Origin of the sequence: Streptomyces zhihengii, assembly GCF_016919245.1 — a bacterium.
Classification (GTDB): domain Bacteria; phylum Actinomycetota; class Actinomycetes; order Streptomycetales; family Streptomycetaceae; genus Streptomyces; species Streptomyces zhihengii.
Map to the genome: position 1 here is coordinate 5,688,298 of NZ_JAFEJA010000001.1, position 24,753 is coordinate 5,713,050.

At 75.0% G+C, this 24,753-nt stretch carries 23 protein-coding genes; 11 read left to right on the forward strand and 12 right to left on the reverse strand.

The features are described from left to right. Positions 1-65 precede the first annotated feature (65 nt). Positions 66-725, forward strand: a complete 660-nt coding sequence (locus JE024_RS24075) for a pirin family protein (protein ID WP_244883215.1) — start codon at positions 66-68, stop codon at positions 723-725. Positions 726-747: 22 nt separating this feature from the next. Here JE024_RS24075 and JE024_RS24080 read toward each other — a convergent pair whose 3' ends face one another. From JE024_RS24080 to JE024_RS24090, 3 genes are read right to left on the reverse strand one after another with little or no spacing between them, the layout of a single operon-like run. Then, positions 748-1,956 (reverse strand): hypothetical protein, encoded by a 1,209-nt coding sequence (locus JE024_RS24080; RefSeq protein ID WP_205375577.1) that lies wholly within the window; start codon positions 1,954-1,956, stop codon positions 748-750. A 4-nt stretch (positions 1,957-1,960) separates the two neighbouring features. Then, on the reverse strand, positions 1,961-2,215 hold the full coding sequence (locus JE024_RS24085; RefSeq protein WP_205375578.1) for a DUF397 domain-containing protein: 255 nt from the start codon (positions 2,213-2,215) through the stop codon (positions 1,961-1,963). Next, the gene (locus tag JE024_RS24090; RefSeq protein WP_205375579.1) at positions 2,190-3,023 is read right to left on the reverse strand and encodes a helix-turn-helix domain-containing protein; all 834 of its coding nucleotides are present in this window, start codon (positions 3,021-3,023) and stop codon (positions 2,190-2,192) included. The genes JE024_RS24085 and JE024_RS24090 overlap by 26 nt, the downstream gene beginning before the upstream one ends. A 188-nt stretch (positions 3,024-3,211) precedes the next feature. Here JE024_RS24090 and JE024_RS24095 point away from each other — a divergent pair, with 188 nt between their 5' ends. The 3 genes from JE024_RS24095 to JE024_RS24105 all read left to right on the forward strand — a co-directional run bounded on the left by JE024_RS24095 (position 3,212) and on the right by JE024_RS24105 (position 5,645). Continuing rightward, positions 3,212-3,946, forward strand: a complete 735-nt coding sequence (locus JE024_RS24095; protein ID WP_205375580.1) for a hyaluronoglucosaminidase — start codon at positions 3,212-3,214, stop codon at positions 3,944-3,946. A gap of 38 nt (positions 3,947-3,984) precedes the next feature. After that, a complete protein-coding gene (locus JE024_RS24100) occupies positions 3,985-4,146 on the forward strand; it encodes a hypothetical protein (protein ID WP_205375581.1) in 162 nt (53 codons plus the stop codon). Positions 4,147-4,337: 191 nt separating this feature from the next. Further along, positions 4,338-5,645: an outer membrane protein assembly factor BamB family protein gene (locus JE024_RS24105; protein WP_205375582.1), complete on the forward strand. Its 1,308-nt coding sequence runs from the start codon at positions 4,338-4,340 to the stop codon at positions 5,643-5,645. 57 nt (positions 5,646-5,702) lie between these two features. On the opposite strand, the gene JE024_RS24110 is transcribed toward JE024_RS24105, so the two are convergent. Beyond that, a complete protein-coding gene (locus JE024_RS24110) occupies positions 5,703-6,908 on the reverse strand; it encodes a L,D-transpeptidase family protein (protein WP_205375583.1) in 1,206 nt (401 codons plus the stop codon). A gap of 229 nt (positions 6,909-7,137) precedes the next feature. Between JE024_RS24110 and JE024_RS24115 the strand changes: the two genes are divergently transcribed. From JE024_RS24115 to JE024_RS24135, 5 genes are all read left to right on the forward strand, one after another. Then, complete coding sequence (locus tag JE024_RS24115) at positions 7,138-8,310, forward strand: lipid II:glycine glycyltransferase FemX (protein WP_205375584.1); 1,173 nt, start codon at positions 7,138-7,140, stop codon at positions 8,308-8,310. Then, complete coding sequence (gene murJ, locus JE024_RS24120) at positions 8,235-10,178, forward strand: murein biosynthesis integral membrane protein MurJ (RefSeq protein ID WP_372449836.1); 1,944 nt, start codon at positions 8,235-8,237, stop codon at positions 10,176-10,178. Before JE024_RS24115 ends, murJ begins: the two co-directional genes overlap by 76 nt. An 81-nt stretch (positions 10,179-10,259) precedes the next feature. Beyond that, positions 10,260-10,943, forward strand: coding sequence for a response regulator (locus JE024_RS24125; RefSeq protein WP_205375585.1), 684 nt, complete (start codon positions 10,260-10,262; stop codon positions 10,941-10,943). An 8-nt stretch (positions 10,944-10,951) separates the two neighbouring features. Next, on the forward strand, positions 10,952-12,445 hold the full coding sequence (locus JE024_RS24130) for an ATP-binding protein (protein WP_372449874.1): 1,494 nt from the start codon (positions 10,952-10,954) through the stop codon (positions 12,443-12,445). Further along, the gene (locus tag JE024_RS24135; protein WP_205375587.1) at positions 12,442-13,119 is read left to right on the forward strand and encodes a hypothetical protein; all 678 of its coding nucleotides are present in this window, start codon (positions 12,442-12,444) and stop codon (positions 13,117-13,119) included. The genes JE024_RS24130 and JE024_RS24135 overlap by 4 nt, the downstream gene beginning before the upstream one ends. Before the next feature lie 100 nt (positions 13,120-13,219). Here JE024_RS24135 and JE024_RS24140 read toward each other — a convergent pair whose 3' ends face one another. Continuing rightward, positions 13,220-14,035 carry a serine hydrolase domain-containing protein gene (locus JE024_RS24140; protein ID WP_205375588.1) on the reverse strand — a complete coding sequence of 272 codons (816 nt, stop codon included), beginning with the start codon at positions 14,033-14,035 and terminating at the stop codon, positions 13,220-13,222. A gap of 282 nt (positions 14,036-14,317) precedes the next feature. Here JE024_RS24140 and JE024_RS24145 point away from each other — a divergent pair, with 282 nt between their 5' ends. Further along, positions 14,318-14,809: a MerR family transcriptional regulator gene (locus tag JE024_RS24145; RefSeq protein ID WP_205375589.1), complete on the forward strand. Its 492-nt coding sequence runs from the start codon at positions 14,318-14,320 to the stop codon at positions 14,807-14,809. A 4-nt stretch (positions 14,810-14,813) separates the two neighbouring features. Next, positions 14,814-15,827: an aldo/keto reductase gene (locus JE024_RS24150; protein WP_205375590.1), complete on the forward strand. Its 1,014-nt coding sequence runs from the start codon at positions 14,814-14,816 to the stop codon at positions 15,825-15,827. 257 nt (positions 15,828-16,084) lie between these two features. Here the strand turns inward: JE024_RS24150 and JE024_RS24155 are convergent, their stop codons facing one another. The 7 genes from JE024_RS24155 to JE024_RS24185 form a co-directional block, all read right to left on the reverse strand. Then, a complete protein-coding gene (locus JE024_RS24155; RefSeq protein ID WP_205375591.1) occupies positions 16,085-17,281 on the reverse strand; it encodes an acyltransferase family protein in 1,197 nt (398 codons plus the stop codon). A 1,019-nt stretch (positions 17,282-18,300) separates the two neighbouring features. Further along, on the reverse strand, positions 18,301-19,329 hold the full coding sequence (locus tag JE024_RS24160; RefSeq protein WP_205375592.1) for an alpha/beta hydrolase: 1,029 nt from the start codon (positions 19,327-19,329) through the stop codon (positions 18,301-18,303). A gap of 146 nt (positions 19,330-19,475) precedes the next feature. Next, positions 19,476-20,159: a response regulator gene (locus JE024_RS24165; protein ID WP_205375593.1), complete on the reverse strand. Its 684-nt coding sequence runs from the start codon at positions 20,157-20,159 to the stop codon at positions 19,476-19,478. Then, positions 20,156-21,559, reverse strand: a complete 1,404-nt coding sequence (locus JE024_RS24170) for a sensor histidine kinase (protein WP_205375594.1) — start codon at positions 21,557-21,559, stop codon at positions 20,156-20,158. Before JE024_RS24170 ends, JE024_RS24165 begins: the two co-directional genes overlap by 4 nt. Before the next feature lie 151 nt (positions 21,560-21,710). Then, positions 21,711-22,568 carry a DUF4429 domain-containing protein gene (locus JE024_RS24175; RefSeq protein ID WP_205375595.1) on the reverse strand — a complete coding sequence of 286 codons (858 nt, stop codon included), beginning with the start codon at positions 22,566-22,568 and terminating at the stop codon, positions 21,711-21,713. 117 nt (positions 22,569-22,685) lie between these two features. Beyond that, positions 22,686-23,888 (reverse strand): alpha/beta hydrolase, encoded by a 1,203-nt coding sequence (locus JE024_RS24180; protein WP_205375596.1) that lies wholly within the window; start codon positions 23,886-23,888, stop codon positions 22,686-22,688. A gap of 70 nt (positions 23,889-23,958) precedes the next feature. Further along, positions 23,959-24,657, reverse strand: coding sequence for a TetR family transcriptional regulator (locus tag JE024_RS24185; RefSeq protein WP_244883050.1), 699 nt, complete (start codon positions 24,655-24,657; stop codon positions 23,959-23,961). Positions 24,658-24,753 lie beyond the last annotated feature (96 nt).

Here is a 24,753-nt window from a genome sequence, read left to right on the forward strand (position 1 = left end):
CGGGGTTCGGCGCGATCGTCCGCGCCGTGGCGCGCCCCGGCTACCGTGGACCCGTGACCGCACCCGTGACCTCCGTGCACCGCTCCGGCGACCGCTACCCCGGAGGCGACCCGGCGGCCGGGATCGAGTCGCTGCACGCGTTCTCGTTCGGCAGCCACTACGACCCGGACAATCTCCGCTTCGGCGCGATGCTCGCCTGCAACGAGGAGCGCCTCGCGCCCGGCGCGGGCTTCGACGAGCACCCCCACAGCCACACCGAGATCGTCACCTGGGTCGTCGAGGGCGAGCTGACCCACCGGGACTCGGCCGGCCACTCCACCGTGGTGCGCCCCGGTGACGTCCAGCGGCTCAGCGCGGCCGGCGGCGTCCGCCATGTCGAGCGCAACGACGGCGACGGTCCGCTGGTGTTCGTGCAGATGTGGCTCGCCCCCAGGGACCCGGGCGGCGCGCCCGCGTACGAGGTCGTCCGGGGCATCGCGGACTCCACGCCGTACGCGCTTCCCGAGGCCGGGGCCCTGCTGCACGTCCGCCGCCTCGCCGCGGGGGAGCGGACGGCGGTGCCCGACGCCCCGCACGTCCACATCCATGTGGTGCGCGGCCGGGCCCTGCTGGACGGCGAGGAGCTGGCCGCCGGTGACGCGGCGCGGATCACCGGCGCGCGGGGGCAGGAGCTCGCCGCCGACGGCGGGCCGGCCGAGGTGCTGATGTGGGAGATGAACGGCTGAGGAGCCGGCCGGGCGAGGATCCTCAGTCCTGCCAGTAGAAGAGGAGATCGCCCGCACCGAGCGGTTTCCGGCTCCCGAAGAAGTAGACGCACAGGCCGGTGACGGTGACGTCGTCGACGGCGGGGTCGAACCAGCGGAACCCGGCGGCTTCGAGGGTCCGGCGGACGGCCGGGTCGGGGTCGTGGCAGGTGACGAAGCGCCCCAGGGTGCTGACCGACACCGGGAACTCGCCGCGCGGAAGCACCCAGTAGCTGCCCTCGCCCTGGTGGTTGTGCTCGCCGACGGACACCGGCGCCCCGTGCTCGAACCCCGCGCCGGTCAGGGCGGCCGCCGCGCGCCGGAGCTGATCGCGCACGTCGACGGGCGCGGGCGGCGCGGTGACGAGGGCCTCGATCCGCCAGCGCGGATCGCTCAGCCGCCGGCAGTCGGGCGCGTACGCGTGGACGATCGCGGCGCGCGTCTCCTCGTCCAGCCCGTCGACCTCGACGCGCGGGCGCCCGAGCCGTGTCCAGACCTCCCGGGCGGCGGAGGCGTCCTCGGTGAGGCGGTGGAGGGCGTACGCGGCCCACAGCGCCGCCTCGACGGGGGAGTCGGGGTCGGCGGCGCACGAGCGCAGCCGGTCCGCGTCGTCGGCGAGGGACGCGGCGAGGTGGGCGACCGCCCGGTCCGGATCGGCGAGGGCGCCGGTGACGTCCTCGCCCGCGCGGGCCCGCGTCCGCACCCGGACCATCCGGTCCTGCGGGCGCTTCTCGTCCAGCAGTGCCAGCACGGCGGCGGGGCCGTGGCGGGCGGCGAGGGCGTCGAGCCCGGCTTCGCCCGCCTCCCGGTTGCGGGCCCAGGGGTCGGCGGCCATCGCGGCCAGCCCGGGGACCGCGGAGAGGTCACCGAGCCGTCCGCGCGTCCGGAGCAGGGCGGCGGGCATGCCGGACGCCTTCTCGTCCCGCCGGTCCTCGTGGCGGACCCACGGCAGCAACTCCGGCCGGTCGCCCAGGACATCGAGCAGCGCGATCCGCACCTCGCCCGTGTCCCCGGTGTCCTTCACCCGCGCGATCAGCTCCGGGACGCACGCCTGAGGGACGCGGCCTTCGAGGGCGTGCACGCAGTGGCGCCGCCGCCACCAGGGGTTGCCCCGGTCGGCCACGTACCGCGCGAGCAGCTCCGGGTCGAGGGCGCGCAGCGCGGGGAGGTCCTTGCCGGGGCCGAGCGGGAGCAGCTCGTCGATCGACGGCATACGCCTAGCGGAGCCCGTCCACGAACGCCCGCCAGGCACCGGCGCCGACGGTGACCACCGGGCCGTCCGGGCGCTTGCTGTCCCGCACGGGGACGGCGCCGGCGGGGCAGCCGTCGGCGACCTCGACGCAGTCGCCGCCGGTGGGGCCGCTATAGGTGGAGGTGCGCCAGGCGGCGCCGCCGGTGACGGTGCACTCGACGCACTCCCCGCCACTGGGTCCGCTGTACGTGGACTTACGCCACTGCGTCCTGTTCTCCATAGTGCTCCTCCAATACGCGGGCGATCAGCGCCGCCGAATCCCTGACGGACAGGGCTGACGCCTGCAAGTGAGCGTAATGGAGGCTGGCTTCCTTGAAGGTCTCCGGGTTGGCCGTCATATGACCGGCGATCATGTCCTCGGTGTAGAAGATGTCCGCATGGTCGTCGAACCGCAACAGGGTGAACGCCCCTGCCAACGCTGGATGTTCACCTGCCGTGTAGGGCAGCACCTGGATGCGCATCCAGCGGTGAGCGCTGAACTCCAGCAGCCGGGCGAGCTGTTCGCGCATCACTCCACGCCCGCCGATCGGCCGGTGGAGCACCGCCTCGTCCAGGACCACGCACGCCAGCGGCGGCTGCTCCCGTTCCAGGATGCGCTGGCGCTCCATCCGGGCCGCGAGCAGACCCTCCAGGTCGTCCGGCATGCCCGTCGCCAGCACGGCCCGCGCGTACGCCTCCGTCTGGAGCAGCCCGTACACCAACTGCGCCTGGTAGGTGGAGATGTACGCCGCCGTCGCCTCCATCTCCGCGTACGGCTGGAACCAGTGCGGGAGCTGGCTGCGCAGCACCAGCCCGACGAGACGGGAGAACATCCCGTCGGTGCCGAGCGCGGCGTCCACGCGTTCGGAGAAGTCGCGGGTGGGGACGCGTTTCGTCGTCTCGATCTGGCCGACGAGCGACCCGGTGCAGAAGATGATGTCGCCGAGCTGGCTCTGCTTGAGGCCGTGGGCCTCCCGCTGGCGGCGCAGCTCGTAGCCGTAGTAGTCGAGCGGGGACGCGCTCGGGTCGAGTGACAGGGCGTGGGCCATGTGGCACCTCCGGCCGCCAACGCCTCGCGGCGTTCGGTACGTTGCGCACCCAGCGTAGTCGTCCGGTCGCGCTCGGATGACGGATTCGCGCTTCCGGGAGGTGCTGGGCAACCAACAGAGCGGCTGCCCGGTCCTCTCTGCGGACGCGCCCGGTGCGGGCGCGCCTCACAAGGAGAAGGGCGGACACGATGGCGGTGTCACGGAGACTGTTCCTGGGAGGCTTCACGGCCGGGGCGGTGAGCGTCACGGCGGGTGCCGCGACTCCCGCCGCGGCGGCGGGAGGGCCGACGACCACGTTCGACGGGCCGGTGGTGGCGGAGTCGTACCGCGCCGACTCCACGGTCAACGCGGGCTTCTTCAAGACGACGTCGACGACCGCGCACGCGCTCACGGTCTACCAGGCGGGCACGTCCGGCGGCGGGGTCGCGCTGAACATCGTCTCGGACAACCCCGCCACCTCGGCGGTGTATCTGAAGGGCCGCGAGAAGGAGCACGGCACCCTGAAGATCACGCACATCGGCCACGGCGACGGGTCGGACCACAAGGCGTCCGGCCTCTCGATCGACCTGCGCACGCCCGGCACCGCCGCGCAGGGCATCTACGTGACCAACGGGGACGGGGTCCCGACCGCCGGCAACCTGATCTGCCTGCGCAACAACGGGCGGGACGACTTCGTCGTCAAGGGCAGCGGGCGGGTCGGCATCGGCATGGGCATCGGCGCCAACCCCTGGTCCCAGCTGCACGTCGTGCAGCAGGCGGGCACCGACTCCGCGCTGATGGCCGAGGGCGTGGTGCGGGTCGTCGACACGGCGGCCGTGCCCATGACCGTCGACTCGCGCGGGGGCGGCGCGCTCTACGCGGAGGGCGGCGCACTCAAGTGGCGCGGCTCCGACGGCACCGTCACCGAGATCGCCCCGGCCTGAACCGGCCGCCGCACCAACGGAAAGGAGAGGAACCGGAGATGGAACTGACGCCGGACGAACTCGTGTCGGAGTTCCGCGACGCGGTCACGGAGCTGTACTTCGCGCGCAAGCGCATCGCGCTCCTGGAGTCGGAGAACGCGGCACTGCGGGCCCGCCTCGCGGAGGCGGCCACGGGGGAGCGGGCGGACACGACCGCCTGAACGGGGCCGGGTGCGGCGGGCGCGGGGCCGCCGCACCCGGGCTCCCGGCGGACCGCCGTACCGCGGGGCCGGCGGCGCCCCTCCCTTACTCTGATCACCCGTTCGACGGTCGTGAGGCCGGAGCGCGGCGCGGGACGCCAGGAGGCGTCGGCCGCACAGGGGCGGGACACGGACGGCCGGGGGGCTGTGTGATGGCGGGGAGAAGCACGCTCGCGAAGGGGCTGACGGCGCTCGCCGTCGTGCTGGCGGTGATCGGGTCGGTGACGGCCTGGATCCTGTCGTACCAGGGTTATCTGCCGGGCGACGCCGTGGTGCGGTCGTGGGCGGCGCCGAAGGACCGGGCCGGCGACGGGCGGCCCAACGGCACCTGGATCGCGGGCGACGTCGCCGTCCGCAGCCGGTACGACGCGGTCACCGGATTCGGCATCGGCGAGGGGCAGGACGGCAGGAAGCTCTGGGAGTTCGTGCCCCCGGGGCGCACCCGGATCTGCGGCAGCGCCCGGCACGCGGACGCGTCCGTGCTGCTCGTCGCCTACGGGCAGGAGGGCGGTGCGACGCGCGGGAAGGGCTGCGCGGCGGTCCTGGCGCTCGACACGAAGGACGGGCGCGAGCTGTGGACCGCGCCCCGGACGGTCGCCGACGGCGGGCCGGAGCAGGAGGAACCGTTCCTGGACGCGGGCAGCGGGCTCGCCGTGATCGGGCACCACTCCCGGTCCGGGGGCGACCGCACCTCGCTGCGCGCCCTCGACCTGCGCACCGGGAAGCCGCGCTGGACGGCGGCGATCCCGGACGGGTGCGGTCCGCGCACGTTCTCCGTCGGCGGGGAGCAGGTCGTCGCCGTCCTGGGGTGCGGCGCCGGGAAGCCCGGTGACGACGGCTTCGGCGAGACCGGCGAGCTGACGGCGGCCGCCTTCGACCTCGGCAGCGGCGCGCTGAAGTGGAACGTCCCCCTCGACGCCCGGCGCCCCGTGGGCCTGTCGGCCGCCGCGGACATCGTGTCGGCGGACCCGCCGGTGCTCTCCGTCGGGCGCAGCGGGGTGTCCGACGAGGGCGTCGCCTTCTTCTCCTTCGGCGGGGACGGGAAGCCGCGTCCCGTCATCGAGTCCGAGGGCGTCGGCACGAGCGTGCCCGCCCGGGCCGCGGTCGCCGGGGACCGGCTCTACGCCCTGGAGGGGTTCTGGCAGAAGGGGCAGCGGCACCGGCTCGCCGCCTTCGACCTGACGACCGGGGAGAAGGTGTGGCGGACGACCCTCGACGACCCGGCCGCCGCGCTCTCCCTGCGCGGCGACCGGATCACCGTACTGGGCGAATGGACCACCCAGAGCACCGACATCACCGACCTGCTGGCGTTCGACACCGCCGACGGCGAGGAGGTCGACTTCCGCAGCTTCCGCGACGAGGTGCCCCACGACATCGGCGCCGTGTACCAGCACCACGGGCGGATCATCGTCGCCGGATCGGGCGGCGGCAGCACCTTCACCGCCTACGAGCGCTGGTGAAGCGGGGCGGGAGCCGCCCCCCGTGGACGGCTCCCGCCCTCGCCCCGCCGCCGGCGCTCAGGCCAGGGCACTCATGTCCTGCCACTTCTCCCAGGAGACGTTCCACTCGCCGAAGCCGTTGCCCGGGTCGGGGACGCCCTTGGTGTCCTTGCCCTTGATCTCGAACGGGTCGCCCGGGCGGACCTGGGCGTAGAACCAGGCGGCGTTCTCGTCGCTCATGCCGATGCAGCCCGAGCTCATGTTGGCGTTGCCCATGTACCTGTTGTTCCAGGGCGCCGCGTGGGCGTACATCCCGGACCAGGTCAGCCGCATCGAGTAGTCGACCATCTTGTCGTAGGCGTCGGCGAGGCCCACCGTCTCGGAGTTCATGTTGATGGTGCCCTCCTTCGCCATCAGGACCGAGGTGCCGCCCCAGGAGCGCTTGATGCCGCCGGGGGTGCCGCCCGAGACGGGGATGGTCCGCACCGTGCGGCCGTCGCGCTCCAGGGTGAGCTTGTGGGTGTCCAGGTCGACCCGGACGATCTGGCGGGAGCCGACGGTGAACTTCGTCGTGTAGTCGCGGACGAAGAAGCCGCCGCCCTTGCCGGAGTCGGTGCCGTCGAGCTGCGCCCGGAGGGTGACCTCGGTGCCCGGCTCCCAGTACGTCTTCGGGCGCCAGTCGATCCGGTCGCGGCCCGACCAGTCCTTCATCCAGCCCCAGGACCCCTCGGTGTCGTTGGAGGTGGTGAGCTTCAACTGCTTCTCCACACCCGCCTTGTCGGTGACCGGGTTGTCGAAGACCAGGGACACGGGCTGCGCGACGCCGACGGTGACGGCCTCGCCGGGACGCCAGTCGACCTTGTTGACCTTCTCGGCCGGGGCGGTGGTGAACGACGTGGACGTGGTCTTCTCGGTGCCGCCCTCGGTGCGGGTGGTGGTCCTCACGGTGTACGTGGTGCCGGGGACGGCCTTGCGCTCGGACTGCCAGCCGTCCTTGCCCACGGCGCCCTTGAGCGTCCCGCCCTTCGCGTCGGTGACGGTGACCGAGGCGATCGTGCCGCCGGAGGCCGTCACCTTCACCGGCTGACCGGCGCGCACCGAGCGGCCGTTCGGGGTGACGGTCACAGTCGCCGGGCGGCCGTCGCCGGCCCGCTCGCCCGCCTTGCCGTCGTCGGCGCCCGCCCCTCCCGAGCCCGTGGAGCAGGCGGCGAGCGGGGCCAGCAGCACGGCGGCAGCGGCGGCTCGGACACGTATGCGGCCGGCCTGTGCGCGTCTCACGGTCATGGGATGGGTCCTCCGTTGTCGTCCGGCAGCGGGCCGGGATCCGATACGGCGAGCGTAGGGCGGAGAAACCGCAGGTGAGAGGGGATGGGGCGATGTGACGGCCGTTGCGTCACAACGGTCATCGTCCGGTCATATTCGCCGCTCGGACCGGTCACGCGGGGCTGTGAGAGTCCACGTCATTCCGCGTGATTCCGCGTGAACAGACGCGTGAACAGAGAGGTCCCACACCGTGTCCGCACTGCTCGTGCCGGCCGACCGAGGCCAGCAGACGCCGCTCGGTCCCATCACCCGGGAGGCGTACCGCGCCTTCCTCGCGTCCCGCACCGGGAACGCCCTCGGCCCCGGCTTCCTCCAGTGCCCCTCCTGGGCCGACGTCAAGGAGGGCTGGCGCTCGCTGCTGCTCGGCTGGGGCCCCCGGCCCGAGGAGGGCGACCTCACCGGCGTCGCCATGGTGCTGCTCCGCCAACTCCCGGGCACGCGGAAGTACTTCGCCTACCTGCCGGAGGGGCCCGTCGCCGACTGGGCCGACCCCCACATGGACGGCTGGCTCGACCCGCTGCTGAAGACCCTGCGCACGGCCGGGGTGTTCGCCGTGCGCATCGGCCCGTCACCGGCGCACCGGAGCTGGGACGCGGCCCGCCTCAAGGCGGCCGCCGCCCCCGGGCGCCGGCTCGCCGACGTCCTGGCCCGGGAGGTCGACCCGCTGGGCACCGCCGTCTCCGAGCGGCTGCGGGCCCGGGGCTGGCACCGCTGCGGCGGGGAGGAGGACGGGGACGCCCAGCCGCGCTACGTCTTCCGGGTCCCGCTGACGGGCCGCTCCGTGGACGACCTGTGGGCCGGGCTCAACCAGGAGTGGCGGCGCAATGTGCGCAAGGCGCGCAAGGAGGGCGTGGAGACCGTCGTCGGCAGCGCGGCCGACCTGCCCGAGTTCTTCCGGCTGCTGCGGATAACCGAGGAGCGCGACGGCTTCCGGCTCGGCCGCTCGCTGGCGTACTACGAGCGGCAGTACGCGGCCCTCAACGCGGAGGAGCCCGGCCGGATGACGCTCTACCTGGCCCGGCACCAGGGCGAGATCCTGGCCGCGCACACCATGATCCGCGTCGGCGGCCGGGTCTGGTACCAGACCGGGGCGTCGGCCGACCACCGCCGTGAGGTGCGTCCCTCCAACCTCCTCCAGTGGCGGATGCTCCAGGACGCCCACGCGCTCGGCGCCGACGTGTACGACATGCGCGGGGTACCCTCCACCCTCGACCCCGCTGAGAGGGGACACGGACTGCTGCGCTGGAAGCTCGGCACCGGGGGAGAGGTCGTCGAGACCTTGGGGGAATGGGAGAAGCCGTTGGACGGCACCGCCAACCACGCGCTGTACCGGGCGTTCCAGGCGTACCTGGCCCGCCGGTGAGCGGCGACCGCGCCGTGGCGGACGCGGCGGCCGTGCCCCCGGGGGCCGTGCCCGCACCGGGCGGCGCCCCCGCCGGGGCCCCGCACGAAGCCGTTGCGGGGGGCGCCCACGTGCCGGGACCGGCGACCCCGCACGGACCCGGGACGCCGGAGGCGCCGGCGGACGGCTCCGCGAAGGCCGCGCGCGGCCGGGCACCCTCGGTGCTCCGCAGCGGGCTGGTGATGGCCGCCGGGTCGGTCGTGTCCCGGGCCACCGGCTTCGCCCGCTCCGCCGTCGTCGCCTCCGCGCTCGGCGTCGGCCTGGTCGCCGACGGGTACGCCGTCGGCAACGCGCTGCCGACCATCGTCTACATGCTGCTGATCGGCGGCGCGCTCAACGCCGTCTTCGTGCCCGAGCTCGTCCGGGCCGGCAAGGAGCACGCGGACGGCGGCGCCGCCTACACCGACCGGCTGCTCACCGTGTGCGTCCTCGCCCTCCTCGCGCTGACCGGCGCCGCGGTGTGGGCCGCGCCCGCGATCATCGGCGTCTACACCGCCTACGACGGCGGCCAGGCCGAGATGACGATCGCCTTCGCCCGCTACTGCCTGCCGCAGATCTTCTTCCTCGGCGTCTTCACCCTGCTCGGACAGGTGCTCAACGCACGCGGCCGCTTCGGCGCCATGATGTGGACGCCCGTCCTCAACAACGTCGTCGTGATCGCGGTCTTCGGCCTCTACCTCGCCACCGGCGACGGCGGGACGCTCACCCCCGCCGAGACGACCCTGCTCGGCTGGGGCACCACCGCCGGCATCGCCGCCCAGGCACTCGCCCTGCTGCCCTCCCTGCGCGCCGCCTGCTTCCGCTTCCGGCCCCGCTTCGACTGGCGCGGCAGCGGCCTGACCCGGCCGCTGCGCAACGCGGGCTGGCTGGTGCTGCTGGTGCTCACCAACCAGGCCGCCTACTGGGTCACCACCCGGCTGGCCACCGACGCCGGCGCGGCCGCCCAGGCGGCGGGGATCGAGGGCGCCGGATTCAGCGCGTACACCAACGCCTACGTGCTGTGGGCCGTCCCGCACGGCATCGTCACCGTCTCCCTGGTGACCGCCCTGATGCCCCGGATGAGCTCCTCCGCCGCCGACGGCGACACCGGCGCGGTGCGCCGGGACGTGTCGTACGCGCTGCGCACCACCGCCGCGGCCGTCGTGCCCGCCGCCTGCCTGCTGCTCGCCCTGGCACAGCCCGTGATGGCGCTGGTCTTCCAGTACGGGGAGACCGACGCGCGGGACATCGCCGTCATGGCGGGCACCCTGATGGCCTTCGCGCCCGGACTGATCGCCTTCTCCGGCCAGTACGTCCTCTCCCGCACCTTCTACGCGCTCTCCGACACCCGGACCCCCTTCCTCCTCAACCTGGTGATCGCCGCCCTGAACGCGGGCCTGTCCCTCGCCGCGTTCGCGGCTCTGCCCGCCCGGTGGGCGGTGACCGGCATCGCGGGGGCGTACTCGGTGGCGCTGTGGGCGGGCTGGGCCGTCACCGCCCTGGTCCTGCGCCGCCGCCTCGCCCGCGGCACGGCCGCCCCGGGCCCGGCCGGCCACCCGGACCTCTCCCCGCTCCACAGCCCTGGCCCCGCCGCCGGCGACCGGGCCCCCTCCGGTGCCTTCGGGGCCCAGCTGCGGCTGCTCCTCGCCGCCGTCCCCGCCACGCTGCTCGGGTACGCCGCGGCCCGCTGGGCCGAACCGGGCGGCGCGCTCGCCGCCGCGGGCGCCGGAGCGGCCGTCGTCGTCGCCGTCTTCGCCCTGCTCGCCCGCCCCCTGCGCCTGCGGGAGCTCGACACCCTGCTCACCGGCGCCGCCACCCGGCTGCGCCGCGCCCTGCCCGTCCGCCGCTGACCCTCCCCACCTCGCCCCCGACCTCCCCCTCTCGCCACCGACCGCCCCCCGGCCCCGAACACCCCCTGGAGCCCCCGCCCCATGCCCCGCGTCCTCCTCATCGAAGACGACCCCTCCGTGCGCGAAGGGGTCGAGCTCGGGCTGCGCCGCCGCGGCCACGAGGTCCGCACCGCCGCCACCGGCGAGGCCGGACTCGACGCGCTGCGCGAGTTCCGGCCCGACCTGCTGCTGCTCGACCTGATGCTGCCCGGCATGAACGGCGTGCAGGTCTGCCGCCGGGTACGCGAGGACAGCCAGCTCCCGATCATCATGCTCACCGCCCGCGGCGACGACTTCGACGTCGTCATCGGACTGGAGGCGGGCGCCGACGACTACATCGTCAAACCCGCCCGCACCGAGGTGATCGAGGCCCGCATCCGGGCCGTGCTGCGCCGCATCGAGGAACCGGGCGCCGGCCGGCCGGCCGTCGAGTTCCACGGCGACCTCGCCATCGACCGGGCCGGGCTCACCGTCGCCAAGTCCGGCGAACGGCTCGCCCTCGCGCCGTCCGAACTCAAGCTGCTGCTGCACCTGTCCGCGGCGCCCGAGCAGGTCTTCAGCCGCCAGCAACTGCTGGAGCACGTCTGGGAGCACAGCTACCACGGCGACGCCCGGCTCGTGGACGCCTGCGTGCGACGGCTGCGCACCAAGATCGAGGACTCGTCGGGCAGCCCCCGCTACATCCAGACCCTGCGGGGCTTCGGCTACCGCTTCGGACCCCTGTGACCACTGCCGTGACCACCGCCCCCGCACCCGCCCGCGCCTCCCGGTCCCGCCGCCGGGGGCCGCTCGTGCCCTTCGGGCTGCGCACCCGCCTGGTGCTCGCCTTCCTGCTGGTCGCCGTCGTCAGCGCCGGCACCACCTCGGCGCTGACCTACCGCGAGGCGCGCAACGCCGTGCTCGCCAGCGCCCAGGACACCGCCGTCGTCTCCTTCCGCGAGCAGGTCGAGAGCCTCGGCACCGGACTGCCCGTCGACCCGCCGACGCTGCGCGAGATGCTGTTCGTGATAGCCAGCAAGGCCAAGCCCCACCCCTGGGTCGTCTTCGCCGAGTACGGCTCCGTGCGGGTCTCCTCCGGCGAGAACCCCACCTCCACCGTCATCACCCCCGAACTGCGCCGCACCGCGCTCACCGCCTCGCACGGCAGCTTCGAGCGGGTCGTCCACGACGGGGTGCCCTACCTGACCATCGCCATGCCCGTCGCCGTGCGGACCGGCAACACCAGCTCCCTGCCCAGCGGGCTCGTGCTGTTCGCCGTGATGCGGATGACCGACGAACAGGCCGACGTCGACGCCCTGCTGACCGCCGCCCGCGACGGCGCCCTGCCCGGCCTCGCCATCGCCCTGATCCCCGCGCTGCTCGCCGCCCGCAGCGTGCTGCGCCCCGTCCGCGAACTGCGGGGCGCCGCACGGTCCATGGGCAGCGGCCGGCTCGACACCCGGATCGAGGTCCGCGGACGCGACGAACTCGCCGACCTGGCACGGACGTTCAACGAATCCGCCGGTGAACTCGAACGCTCCGTGGACGAACTCCAGCAGGCCGAGGCCAGGGCCCGGCGCTTCGCCGCCGACGTCTCCCACGAACTGCGCACCCCGCTCGCCGGGATGCTCGCCGTCACCGAGGTGCTCGACGAGGACGCCGGCACACTCGACCCGGACACCGCCCGCGCGGTGCGGCTGGTCAGCGCCGAGACCGGCAAACTCGCCGTCCTGGTCGAGGACCTGATGGAGATCTCCCGCTTCGACGCCCGCGCGGCCGAGCTCAACACCGACGAGGTCGACGCCGCGGAGACCGTCCGCAAGACCCTGGCCCACCGGCACTGGGACGGCCGGGTGCGCACCGAACTGCCCGAGGGCGTCCGGGCCCGCCTCGACCCGCGCCGCTTCGACATCGTCGTGGCCAACCTCGTCGGCAACGCGCTGCGCCACGGCGCCGAACCGGTCACCGTGCGGATGTCCGTCCGCGAACGGACCCTGGTCACCGAGGTCATGGACAGCGGGGCCGGCATCCGGCCCGAGGTGCTGCCGCACATCTTCGACCGCTTCTACAAGGCCGACGCGGCCCGCACCCGGTCCACGGGCAGCGGACTCGGCCTCGCGATCACCCAGGAGAACGTACGGCTCCACGGCGGCACCGTGCGGGCGGCCAACCAGCCGGGCGGCGGCGCCGTCTTCACCGTCGAGATCCCGCTCACCGGGATCCGGGACACGGAGGAGACGAGGGCATGAGACGGACCGCGGCCCGCACGCTGGCGACCCTCGCGGCACTGGTGCCGCTCGCCGGGTGCGGCATCGGCATACCGGAGACCGACGTCATCGAGGCGGGCGGCCCGGCGACCATCGACGTCCTGCCCGCCCGCGACTACCGGATGCTGCTCTTCTTCCTGTCGCCCGACGGCCGGCTGACGCCCGTCCCCCGGGTCGTCGACGACGGCTTCGGGGAGAACTACCGCCTCCCGGACGGCATCGGGCCCGAGACGGAGGCCGACAGCAGCGGCGGGGGCGGCTCCGGCGGGCAGGTGCCGCTGCCGGTCCGGCCGCCGACCGAGAAGACCGTCGCCGCGCTCCTCGGGGGACCCACCGCCACCGAGCAGAAGTCCGGGCTGCGCAACGCGCCCACGCTGCCGAAGCAGGCCGCCGTCACGATCAAGGTCTCCGGCGGGGTCATCGACGCGACCGTCAAGGCGCCCCTCGACGGCGTGGACGACCTCGGTCTGCGGCAGCTCGTCTGCACGATCGCCTACGCCGAGGACGCGTGGGGCCGGCCGCCGGTACGGCTCACGGGCACGGACGGGACCCGGCCGGCGTCCGACTGCGACACCTCGGCCGTCCCGGCGCCCGAGGACGCCGACCGCCCCACGCCGACGGTCAGCCCGGAACTCCAGCCGGCACCGGGTCCGTGAACGCCTCCGGTAGGCCGCGGAGTTCGGGCGGCACCGGGGCCGTGAGCGGCGGGCGCCGGTAGCGCGCCTCGGGCGGTACCGGGTCCGTGAACGCCTCGGGTCAGCCGCGGAGTTCGGCCAGGACCGCGTCCGTGAACGGCGGCCACGCCTCGATCGCCCAGGGGCCGAACGCCCGGTCCGCGAGCGCCACGCACGCGGCCCCCGCGTCCGGGTCGACCCACAGGAAGGTGCCGGACTGGCCGAAGTGGCCGAAGGTGCGCGGCGACGACGAGGCGCCCGTCCAGTGCGGCGACTTGCCGTCCCTGATCTCGAACCCCAGGCCCCAGTCGTTCGGCTTCTGGCTGCCGTAGCCCGGCAGTATCCCGGACAGACCGGGATGCACGACCGTCATGGCCTCCAGCACCGTGCGCGGGTCCAGCAGCCGCGGCGCCTGCACCTCGGCCGCGAAGCGCACCAGATCGCCGACCGTGGAGACGCCGTCCTTCGCGGGCGAGCCCTCCAGCGTCGTCGACGCCATGCCGAGCGGCTCCAGCACCGCCTGGTGGAGATAGTCGGCGAACGGGATGTCGGTCGCCTTCGCGATGTGGTCCCCGAGCACCTCGAAGCCCGCGTTCGAGTAGATCCGCCGGGCGCCGGGAGCGGCCTGGATCCGGTGCTCGTCGAAGGCGAGACCGGAGGTGTGGGCGAGCAGGTGCCGCACGGTCGCGCCCTCGGGGCCCGCCGGCTCGTCGAGCTCGACCGCCCCCTCCTCGTACGCCACCAGCACCGCGTACGCCGCGAGCGGCTTGGTGACGGAGGCCAGCGGGAAGCGCCGGTCCGTGGGGCCGTGGGAACCGGCGACGGTCCCGTCCGCGCGTACGACTGCGGCCGCCGCGGTGGGCACCGGCCAGTTCTCGATCATCGCCAGGCTCTGCATGCCCACGAGCCTACGGGGTGCTACCAGCTCAGCCGCATGGCCGGGTCGGGGGTGCGGACGAAGCCGAGGGAGGCGTACAGCGGCTCCCCGTGCTCCGAGGACCGCAGGTCGACCGGCCGACGCCGCGCTCCCGGAACCAGCCCAGCAGCCCCTTGCGATGCTCATGCGCCGCAGGCCAGCCGCGGGTGTCTTCCGGGCGTGAACGGATTCGCGGGGGTGTCTTGCGGGCGTGAACGGATTCGCCCTTGCTTGGAGTGCACTCGAAGGTTCTAGCGTGGAGGTATGACGGTGATCGAGACCACTCCGGCACGAACCGGCCGACGGCCCGGTGGACGCACCGGTGCCCCCAAGGACCTCTGCCAGGCCGCACCCGCCGCGCACCCCCGGCCCGAGGGCCGCGACCGCTACACCATCAGCGAGGTCGCCGCCCTCACCGGGCTCACCGCGCACACCCTGCGCTGGTACGAGCGGATCGGGCTGATGCAGCACATCGACCGCTCCCACACCGGGCAGCGCCGCTTCACCAACCGTGACCTCGACTGGCTCGCCTTCGTCGGCAAGCTCCGCCTCACCGGCATGCCGGTCGCCGACATGGTCGCCTACGCGGAGATGATCAGAGCGGGCGACCACACCTTCGACGCACGCCGCGAACTCCTGCACCGCACCCGTCAGGACGTCATCGCGCGCATCGCCGAACTCCAGGACACGCTCGCCGTACTGGACCACAAGATCGAGTTCTACACGGACGCCCGCAGGGGCGCCCAGAAGGGCTGACACCATGGCCGACAGCACGATCGCACAGGTGGAACTCGGTACCGGCGGGCCCCTTGTCGGCGTCCAGGGCCTCGGCTGCATGGGCATGAGCGAGTTCTACGGCGACACCGACGAAGCGGAGTCCCGCCGCACCCTGGAGGCGGCGCTCGACGCGGGCGTCACCCTCTACGACACCGCCGACATCTACGGCCGGGGCGCCAACGAGGAGTTCCTCGCGCCGTTCGTGGCCGCGCACCGCGAGGAGATCACCCTCGCCACCAAGTTCGCCATCGACCGGACCGGTGGGGACGACCGGCGCGCGGTGCGCAACGACCCCGCGTACATCCGCGCCGCCGTCGAGGACAGCCTGCGGCGGCTCGGCACCGACGTGATCGACCTCTACTACATGCACCGCCGCGACCCGGACGTGCCGCTCGCCGAATCCGTCGGCGCGATGGCCGAACTCGTCGAACGCGGCCTGGTGAAGCACCTCGGCCTCAGCGAGGTGACCGGCGCCGAACTGCGCGAGGCCCACGCCGTGCACCCCGTCGCCGCCCTCCAGTCCGAGTGGTCCCTGTTCAGCCGGGACGTCGAACGCAGCGCGGTGGGCGCCGCCGCGGACCTCGGGGTGGCGTTCGTCCCGTACTCCCCGCTCGGCCGCGGATTCCTGACCGGCGCCTTCCAGGACGCCGGGACGGATCTGTCGGCGGGGGACTTCCGCCGCTTCCAGCCCCGCTTCACCGGCGACAACGCGCGCGCCAACGCGGCGCTGCTGGAGCCGGTGCGCACGATCGCCGCGGCGCACGGGGCGAGCCCGGCTCAGGTCGCGCTCGCCTGGGTGCAGCAGCGGGCCGAGGTGCACGGCCTCCCGGTGATCCCGATCCCCGGGACCCGCCGCACCACCCGCCTCCTGGAGAACACGGCGGCCACCCGCCTCCGCCTGACCCCCGAGGACCTGGCGGCCCTGGAGCCCATCGCGTCGAAGGTCGCGGGCGACCGCTACCCGGACATGTCGTCGACCTCGGCGGCCCGGGAGTAGCGCTCGCGCGGGGCTTTCAGCGGTGGCGGCGGGACGGGGCCGCTGCGCGGGGCCTCTCCCCGCCCCGCCCCTTCCCGCAACCGGGGCTCCGCCCCGGACCCCGCGCCTCGAACTCCCCCTACGGCCTGGCGGCCGTGGGAGGTGCCCCCCCCGTGCGGGGCCGACCTTGTCAGCCCGTCCGGCGATCGAGGACACCGCGCGGAGCGCGGTACGGGGCCGGGCGGAGCCCGGGACGGGACGGGGCACCCCCGTGGCCCTCACCCCCACCCCAGCGCCCACACGGCGAACCCCACCCCCGCCATCCCCGCCGCCGCCCGCACGGGGGGCCTGACGCGGGTGGTCCACGGGGACTCGAAGACACGGGTCCGGTGGGCGATCAGGGCCAGCAGGCAGGCCAGCACCGGGAGCCACGCCAGCCGCGCCGCCACCCACGCGAGGGTGTCCGGCGCGGTCGTCAGGCCCGGGACCGCGCCGGCGAAGGAGGCGGGGACGGCCGCGGCCAGCATCGCCGTCTGGTGCCAGCACAGGATCGTCATCGCGCACAGATTGATCACCACGACCGGCGCCCACAGTGCCGGCCGCCGCAGCGCCCGCCCCAGCCGCTCCCGCAGCAGCACCGCCGCGCCGCTCTGGGCCGCCGCGAGGGCGAGCACCAGCAGGGACGGCGGATGGGAGTTGGTGCGCGCCTCGCCCGGGACGCCCACCATCGACGCCGGGTAGCCGAAGACGAGCAGCAGCACCGCGAACAGCGCCGCGCCGCCCACCGCGAGCCCCCAGGCGTGGCGCCGGCCGACGCGGCCCAGACCCCAGCTCACGCCGAGCTGGTACGCGAAGAGCCAGCCCGGCAGGATGTTCAGGGCGCCGAGCCAGCCCGGGACGGCGTCCGCCCACGGCCCGTACCGCAACAGGTCCACGACCGCGACGGCCGCGAGCAGGGGCGCCGCCGCCCATACGCCCGTGCGCCGCGCGGCACGGACGCAGTACGGCGTCAGCGCGGTGATCGCGGTGTACACGCCGACGAACCACAGCGGCTGGATCACCAGCGTCGCCCCCGTCCGCAGCGTGGTGGCGGGTACGCCGAGAACGTGGAGGACCGGCGCCAGGACCGCCCACACCGCGGTGACCCCGAGCACCGGACGCCCCAGCCGGGTCAGCCGCTGCCGCAGCCAGGCACCGGTGCCGCCGGTGCGGCGCTCGTAGGAGCGCACGGAGGCGCATCCTCCGACGAGGAAGAAGATCCCCAGCATCTGGAGCACCCAGCTCACGGGCGCGAAGAAGCCGAACGACGCCAGCGGGCTGGCGTTGTGGAGGGCGCCGTCGCCGTCGACGGTGAAGCCGCCGAGCAGCCAGTGCCCGGCCGGCACGGCGAGCAGCGCGAGCGCCCGCAGCCCGTCCACGGCCCGGTCCCGGTCGGCCGGCGTCCCCGCCTCGATCCGCCCGACGACCTTCCCCACCCGCCCCCGCACCCCGGCGCCCCACCCGGCGACGGCCTGCCCCCGGCCACCCGCCGTGCTCCCGCCGGAGGCCGCCCGCCCCGCGCCCACCGGGTACGGGCCGGGTCCCGCCACGGCGGCCGCGCCCACCGGGCGTGCGCCCCGCGCCGTCCCGGCGGGCGCGGCGGCTTCGGGCCGCGTGCCGTGCGGCAGGCTTCCGGTGGGAGCCGCCTGCCCTGCGCCGTCCGGTGCGCTTCCGGCGGGCGTCCGTCCGGCCGCGTCGCCCGCGCCCACCGGGTGCGGGCCGGGGCCCACCACGCCCGCGCCCCGCGTCGCCCCGGCGGGCGCGGCGGCTTCGGCCGCGTGCCGTGCGGCAGGCTTCCGGTGGGAGCCGCCTGCCCTGCGCCGTCCGGTGCGCTTCCGGCGGGCGTCCGTCCGGCCGCGTCGCCCGCGCCCACCGGGTGCGGGCCGGGGCCCACCGCGCCCGCGCCCCGCGCCGTCCCGGCGGGCGCGGCGGCTTCGGGCCGCGTGCCGTGCGGCAGGCTTCCGGTGGGAGCCGCCTGCCCTGCGCCGTCCGGTGCGCTTCCGGCGGGCGTCCGCCCGGCCGCGTCGCCCGCGCCCACCGGGTGCGGGCCGGGTCCCGCCACGGCGGCCGCGCCCACCGGGCGTGCGCCCCGCGTCGCCCCGGCGGGCGCGGCGGCTTCGGGCCGCGTGCCGTGCGGCAGGCTTCCGGTGGGTGCCGCCTGCCCTGCGCCGTCCGGTGCGCTTCCGGCGGGCGTCCGTCCGGCCGCGTCGCCCGCGCCCACCGGGTGCGGGCCGGGTCCCGCCACGCCCGCCCCGCGCCGTCCCGGCGGTCGCGGCGGCTTCGGGCCGCGTGCCGTGCGGCAGGCTTCCGGTGGGTGCCGCCTGCCCTGCGCCGTCCGGTGCGCTTCCGGCGGGCGTCCGTCCGGCCGCGTCGCCCGCGCCCACCGGGTGCGGGCCGGGGCCCACCACGCCCGCGCCCCGCGCCGTCCCGGTCCCGCGTGCCCCGTGCGCGCCGTTCATCGGACCTCACCCCGGGCGATCGCCGCGAAGGTCTCCAGGGAGTCCGTGCCCGGGGCGAAGTAGCCGGTGTGGCCCACCGCGCGGGTGGCCGGGACGGGGCGGGCGCCGAAGGACGGGGCGGCGGGGTCGTTGCCGTGGCCGAGGCCGGCGAAGCGGACGTTCGGCACCTTGGAGATCCAGTCGGAGGGGTCCTTCGCCGCCCACACCCGCGCTCGCGTCCCGAGGTCCGCGACGCGGTCGGCCCGCATCCCGGGGGAGCCGAGCACGACCAGGTCCCGGGCGTCCGCGCGGGAGGCCGCGAGGCCGCACACCACGGAGCCGTAGCTGTGGCAGAACAGCGCGGGCCGCGGCGCCCCCGCCGCGGTCAGCCCGCCGGTGAAGCGCGCCAGCCGCTCCGCGCCCGCCGCCGCCAGCTCGCCGGACGCGGCGTCGATGCCGACGCCGACGGGTGTGGTGTAGCCGGTCCAGGCCACCACCGCGGTGCCCGGCCCGGCCGCCGCGCGCAGCGACCTCGCCATGCCGGCGGGGGTGCCGTACGGGTCGGACGTCCGGTCGGCGGTGCCGGCGTCGACGTCGGAGCCCGGAACCACCACCGACACCTGCCGGGCGTGCTCCAGGTCGCCGAACACCTCGGCGACCTGCCCCCGGCCGCGCGGGTCGAACGCCAGGACGGCGCGGCCCGCGAGGTGGGCGAAGGCGGTGCCGCGCACGGCGGCGGCGTTGGCGGTGAGGCGCAGCGCGACGGGCGCGCCGTCGAGGTTGCCGACGACCAGCGGGTGCCGGCGCACCAGCTCCCGGTCCTCGGCCGCCGTCGTCGCGGCGAAGAACGCGGCGACCTCGGCCGGCTCCGCCGTCGCCGGGTCGGGCAGCGGCCGGCCGAGCACCGGGTCCGCCGTCCAGGCCGCGGCGCCCGGCACCGGGCCCGTCACGGGCCGCTGGGCGGTGCCCGATGCCCAGCCGGCCGTCCCCGCGACGACCGTCGTCGTCAGCGCGACCGCGACCAGCGTCCTCCTGTAGCGGCGCATCCGCCCGCCCCCTTCTTCCCGTCCGTCCGTTCCGAGGGCAGGAAGGTAGGAAGAAGGTGTCCGGCGGCACGTCACACCGCGGAGCCAACCGCGGTGTCATACCGGGGTAGGGGGTGGTGGAGACGGCGGCCGGCGTCCGGCCGGGCTCAGCGCGTGCCGTCGCCGGGGCGCACGACGCCCGATTCGTACGCGAAGATGACGAGCTGGGCCCGGTCGCGCTGGTCCAGCTTGGCGAGCAGGCGGCCGATGTGGGTCTTGACGGTCTGTTCGGCGAGCACCAGATGCGCGGCGATCTCCTGGTTCGACAGCCCGCGGGCGACCAGCTCCAGTACCTCGGTCTCACGCGGTGTCAGACCCGCGAGCCGCAGCGCCGGGTCGCGGCGGGGCGCCGGGCGCTGCGCGGCGAAGTCCGCGATCAGCCGCCGGGTCACGGACGGCGCGAGCAGCGCCTCCCCGGCGGCGACCACCCGCACCGCGGAGATCAGGTCGGCGGGCGGGGCGTCCTTAAGCAGGAAGCCGGACGCCCCGGCGCGCAGCGCCTCGTACACGTAGTCGTCCACGTCGAAGGTGGTCAGCATCAGCACCTTCGGCCGGTGCACCACGCCCGCCGGGGGGTTCAGCAGCTCCCGGGCGGCGGCGAGGCCGTCCATCTCGGGCATCCGGACGTCCATCAGCACCACGTCGGGGTGGGTGGCCCGGCCGACCTCGACGCCCCGGCGGCCGTCGGGGGCCTCGCCGACCACATCGATGTCGGCCTGCGCGGAGAGCAGGGCGGCGAACCCCGCCCGCACCATGGCCTGGTCGTCGACGATGATCACGCGGATGGTCAACTGCCGTCCTCGGTGCGCTCGGTGGGGTGGGCGGGCTCGGTGGGGTGTGCGGGCTCGGCGGATCCGGCGTGTCCGGCGGATGCGGAAGGCTCCGTGGATCCGGTGGGCCCGGGCGGCTCGGGGGCCAGGGGGATCCGGGCGGCGACCCGGAAGCCCCCGTCCGGCAGCGGCCCGGTGTCCAGGGTGCCGCCGGTCAACCGTACGCGCTCCCGCATCCCCACCAGGCCGTGCCCCGTCCCCGTGCTCTCCAGCGGTGAGACGGGCCCGGACGGCGGCCCGTTGACGACGAGCACCGTCAGATGGGCGCCGTCCGAGGCCACCGACACCCGGGTCGGCGCGCCCGGTGCGTGGCGGACCACATTGGCGAGCGCCTCCTGCACGATCCGGTACGCCGACAGGTCCACGGTGCCCGGCAGCCCGTCCAGACCGCTCTGGAGCGACAACTCGGCGGGCACACCCGCCCGCACCGTGGCCTCCACCAGCTGCTGGGCCCGGTCCAGCCCCGGCTGGGGCGTGCGCTCGCCCCCGGCGCCGTCGCTGCGCAGCACCGCGAGCAGCCGCCGCATCTCGGTCAGCGACTCGCGCGCGCCGGCCGCGATCGAGGCGAACTCCTCGCGCGCCGCGTCGGGAAGACCCTCGATCCGGTACGGCGCCGAGTCCGCCTGCACGGTGATCACCGACATGTGGTGGGCGACCACGTCGTGCAGCTCCCGGGCGATCCGGGTGCGCTCCTCCAGCAGCGTGCGCTGGGCCCGCTCGGTCTCGCTGATGGTCTCCTGCACCAGCAGCCGGCGCCGTACGTCGTCGCGTTCGCGCAGGGCGCCGGTGAGCACCAGCACGACGCCGCTCAGCACGAACAGCAGCAGATGGACACCGTCGCTCAGCCGCTGCGAGACCAGCTCGAACATCAGGCCCGCGGCGCCCGTCGCCAGCCACACGGCGACCAGCCTGCGCCGGGGCTCGCGCAGCCCCAGCGCGGCCATCAGGAAGAGGTAGCCGACGACGGCCATCGGCGTCCACGGCCAGGTCCGGCCCTCGGTGCCGTCCGCGCCCAGCAGCGCGAACGCCGTCCCGATGTCGGCGGCGAAGACGATCCACCAGGCGTGCATGGGGCGGCGCACGGCGAGCAGCAGCGGCGCGCTCTGCGCGGTGGCGAGCGCCCCCGCGAGGGCGCCGTTCAGACCGTAGTCCTGCGTCAGGACGGTCACGCTCACCGGCAGCAGCGAGGCGACGAGTCCGACCGCGACGACGTAGGGCAGCAGGCGCACCCAGCGTGAGCGAGCGCCGCCGAACAGCGCGGCGGTCGACTCGGACGGGGAGGCCAGTTCGGCGCGGACGACACGGGCCGCGTGCCGGGCGGCGCCGGTCAGGCGGCTGCGGAGAGCGGGATGGTGAGCCATGAGGTGCACCAGCCTAGAGAAGACGCCGCGGCGGGCCCGGAGAGGACGCGGTGGCCGCTGTCCGGAGGGGAGGCCGTGGCGGCGGCCCGGAGAGGACGCCGTGCCGCCGCCCGGAGAGGCCCCGTGGCGGCGGCGCGCCCCCGCGCCCGCGTCACAGCTCGGCCAGCAGCTCCGCCTTCTTGACGGAGAACTCCTCGTCGGTGACCAGGCCCGCCCCGTGCAGGTCTCCCAGGTGGCGTATGCGGTCGGCGATGTCCGCCGGGTCGCGGCGGGAGGCGCGGGCCGCCGCGAGGGCGGGCGCCGGCGCATGGGTGCGGACCGACTCCAGGATCGCGGCGGCGAACGGCAGCGATTCGTGCACCGGCCCGTACCCGAGGCCGAAGACGACGGCCGCCGGGTCCTGGTCGGGCTGGGCGGGGCCGGGGTCGGCGTCCCGGCGCAGCAGCCGCAGATAGCCGTCGAGGATCTCCGGCGAACGCCATTCGACGCCACTCAGCTCGGACAGCGCGAAACTCTGGTCGCCCGCCTTCCACTTGGCGGTCGACGCCCCCGTCCAGAACCAGCGGAACGCCACCTTCGAACCGTCGAACGAGGCCTTGCCGTCGTACGCCTTGAAGCCGAGCGGGCCCTCGGGCGCGGCCACCAGGTAGCGGTCGGCGGAGGATCCGGCGTCGGGGGAGAGGGCGGCGCGCAGTTCGTCGGCGTAGTACTCGGCGAGCGTCTCGCGCTCCGCCGGGAGCACCAGGCGGTACGGGTCCGAGGTGTCCTTGAGCTGGCCGGCGGCCGCCTCCATCAGCGGGTCGGCGCCCGGTCTGGGCTCGGCACGCAGCACCACCGTGCCCCGCTTGCCGGGGGAGAGCGTCACCCCGGCCAACGCCTCGTGCGGGATGCGCCGTTCACGCAGGGCCGAGAACAGCTTCGGCGTGCGGATTCCCCGTTCGAAGCGGATGAGCACGGAGTCGGTCTCGAACTCCCACGTGGCTTGAATTCCCGCCAGAACGTCACCCATGTGCCTCATCGTATGCGGCCGACGCCTGTCCGTCGCCCCTGTGAGGCAAGCAGCTTCTGCGCCGCTCTACGCGCGTTGGGACCGCCGGTCACCGCAAAACCGGCCGGAATTCCGGCTTCAGGCGGCGGCGATGCCCAGGCGGCAGGAGTCGTCCCCGGCGGCGCAGCTGATGCCGTCGTACGCCCCGACGCCTATGGCGGCGAAGTTGTGCACGCTCTCCGTTCCCGGCTCGAAATAGCCGGTGTGGCCGACGGCGCGTGCGGCCGAGACGACCCGCGCGCCGAACTCCGGGGTGACCGGGTCCTCGCCGTGTCCGAGGCCGCCGACCTCCAGGTGCGGCACGTCCTGGATCCAGTCGTCGCCGTCCCGGGTGGCCCACACCCGGGCGCTGGTACCGAGCCCCGCCACGTTTTCCGCGCGCATGCCGGGGCTGCCGGCCACGGCGACGTCCTCCACCCGCGCGGGCAGCCCGCGGGCCGCGACGCCGCAGACGACGGAGCCGTAGCTGTGGCAGAAGAGCGCGACCCGGGAGTTCCCCGGCAGCGCCTCGGTCAGCGCGGTCAGCCGGCGTGCACCGCTCTCGGCGAGCCGTCCGATCGCCGAGTCCACACCGACGCCCACGGGGGAGGTGTAGTCGGCCCAGGCGATGACGGCGGTCGGGACGCGGGGCGCCGCCGCCCGCTCGGCCGCGTACAGCGACTGCGCCATGCCGACGGGGGCGGTGTACTTGCGGTTGGTCTTCTGGAAGGTGAGGAGGTTGGTGTCGACGCCGGGCACGATCACGGAGACCCGCTCGGCCCGGTCGAGGTCGCCGAACACCTCGGCCACCCGGCCCGCGCCGGAGGGGTCGAAGGCGAGGATCTGGCGGTCCTCGTCCATCAGCGCCCGGAACCGGTGCATCCGGCGCACCGCCTCGTGGTGCCCGTCGGCGGTGAGCGCCGGATCGGCCACCCGGTCCCTCTCCTTGGACCACGAGGCGGCGAGCGCCTTCCGGTTCGCCCGGTAACGCAGGGTCACCGGAGCTCCGTCGAGATTCCCCACGACACGCGGATAGTCGGCGGCGAGCCGGGCACCCGCCCCCGTGCCGACCGAGGCGAAGAACGCCGCCAGCCGGGTCGGCCCGGCGTCCGGCGACGGCAGCGCGCGTCCCTGGATCCTGGCCTTGTGCCAGGCGGTCAGTTCCGCGGCGAGAAGCGTGCGGGGGCCGGTCTGATGCCGTACGGCGGTCCACCCGGTGGTCGCCAGCATCATCAGCACGACCGTGAGGACGAACAGGGCGCGCCACGCGGTCGGAGTGGGGGTGGAGTCGAAGGAAGTCACTGCGGGACACCCTAGGAGACGCGTGCGCGCGCGTACGCACAGCGTGAGGCAGATCACGCGTGCGAGGGGATTAGGACGCGGGAAGGTGAGGTTCCGTGTGCGCTGCGTGGGGGACGGCCCCCGCCGCGACGGTGCCGGTGCCCCAGTCCCGGGCGAGCGCCGGTGTCAGGTGGTCGAGGAAGTCCTCGGTGATCCGGCGGATCGCCTCGGGGCTGAAGTCCTCGCCCTGGCTCCACAGCCGCCCGGTCACCCGCATCACCCCGCTGAAGGCGGCGACCACCACCCGCGGCCGTGGGTCGGCCGCCAGGTCGAGTCCCTCGCGTTCGGCGATCAGCCGCGCCAGCAGCTCCTCCGCCTCGGCCGAGCGCCGCAGATGCGCCGCGAGCAGTGCCGGGGTCGACTCGATCATCCGGAAGCCGCGCATGTGGAGGTCCAGGGGCACGATCTCGCAGACGGCCTCCTCGATCGTGTCCCAGGCGGCGAAGACCGCGCTGCGCATGGCCTCCAGGGGCGGCTCGCCCGGCGGGCGTGCGCGCAGCGCGTCGAGATAGTGGGCCTCCACCATCTCCTGGACGGCGAAGGCGACGTCCTCCTTGCTGGCGAAGTAGCGGAAGAAGGTGCGCTGCGAGACCTGGACGGCGTCCGTGATCTCGTCGACGGTGGTCTCCTCGTACCCCTGGGCGGTGAACAGTTCGAGGGCCACGCGCACCAGCGCGTCCCGGGTGCGCTGCTTCTTGCGGGCCCGCAGTCCGGTCGGTTCGACCGCCACGTCACCGTCCTTGTTCCTCGGCGTCCTCGGCGTGCACGGCGGCGTACGCGGCATGGGCTGCCTGCTCCGCCCGCGCTGCCTGCTCGTCGTTCTGCC

What these genes read in the sequence shown, in the direction of transcription:
- JE024_RS24160 (WP_205375592.1), bottom strand. Translation starts at nt 19,329, where the DNA reads ATGCGCCGCTACAGGAGGACGCTGGTCGCGGTCGCGCTGACGACGACG.
- JE024_RS24140 (WP_205375588.1), bottom strand. Translation starts at nt 14,035, where the DNA reads ATGCAGAGCCTGGCGATGATCGAGAACTGGCCGGTGCCCACCGCGGCG.
- JE024_RS24110 (WP_205375583.1), bottom strand. Translation starts at nt 6,908, where the DNA reads ATGACCGTGAGACGCGCACAGGCCGGCCGCATACGTGTCCGAGCCGCC.
- JE024_RS24100 (WP_205375581.1), top strand. Translation starts at nt 3,985, where the DNA reads ATGGAACTGACGCCGGACGAACTCGTGTCGGAGTTCCGCGACGCGGTC.
- JE024_RS24145 (WP_205375589.1), top strand. Translation starts at nt 14,318, where the DNA reads ATGACGGTGATCGAGACCACTCCGGCACGAACCGGCCGACGGCCCGGT.
- JE024_RS24125 (WP_205375585.1), top strand. Translation starts at nt 10,260, where the DNA reads ATGCCCCGCGTCCTCCTCATCGAAGACGACCCCTCCGTGCGCGAAGGG.
- JE024_RS24135 (WP_205375587.1), top strand. Translation starts at nt 12,442, where the DNA reads ATGAGACGGACCGCGGCCCGCACGCTGGCGACCCTCGCGGCACTGGTG.
- JE024_RS24105 (WP_205375582.1), top strand. Translation starts at nt 4,338, where the DNA reads ATGGCGGGGAGAAGCACGCTCGCGAAGGGGCTGACGGCGCTCGCCGTC.
- JE024_RS24090 (WP_205375579.1), bottom strand. Translation starts at nt 3,023, where the DNA reads ATGGCCCACGCCCTGTCACTCGACCCGAGCGCGTCCCCGCTCGACTAC.
- JE024_RS24150 (WP_205375590.1), top strand. Translation starts at nt 14,814, where the DNA reads ATGGCCGACAGCACGATCGCACAGGTGGAACTCGGTACCGGCGGGCCC.
- JE024_RS24095 (WP_205375580.1), top strand. Translation starts at nt 3,212, where the DNA reads ATGGCGGTGTCACGGAGACTGTTCCTGGGAGGCTTCACGGCCGGGGCG.
- JE024_RS24170 (WP_205375594.1), bottom strand. Translation starts at nt 21,559, where the DNA reads ATGGCTCACCATCCCGCTCTCCGCAGCCGCCTGACCGGCGCCGCCCGG.
- JE024_RS24080 (WP_205375577.1), bottom strand. Translation starts at nt 1,956, where the DNA reads ATGCCGTCGATCGACGAGCTGCTCCCGCTCGGCCCCGGCAAGGACCTC.
- JE024_RS24085 (WP_205375578.1), bottom strand. Translation starts at nt 2,215, where the DNA reads ATGGAGAACAGGACGCAGTGGCGTAAGTCCACGTACAGCGGACCCAGT.
- murJ (WP_372449836.1), top strand. Translation starts at nt 8,235, where the DNA reads ATGGGAGAAGCCGTTGGACGGCACCGCCAACCACGCGCTGTACCGGGC.
- JE024_RS24175 (WP_205375595.1), bottom strand. Translation starts at nt 22,568, where the DNA reads ATGGGTGACGTTCTGGCGGGAATTCAAGCCACGTGGGAGTTCGAGACC.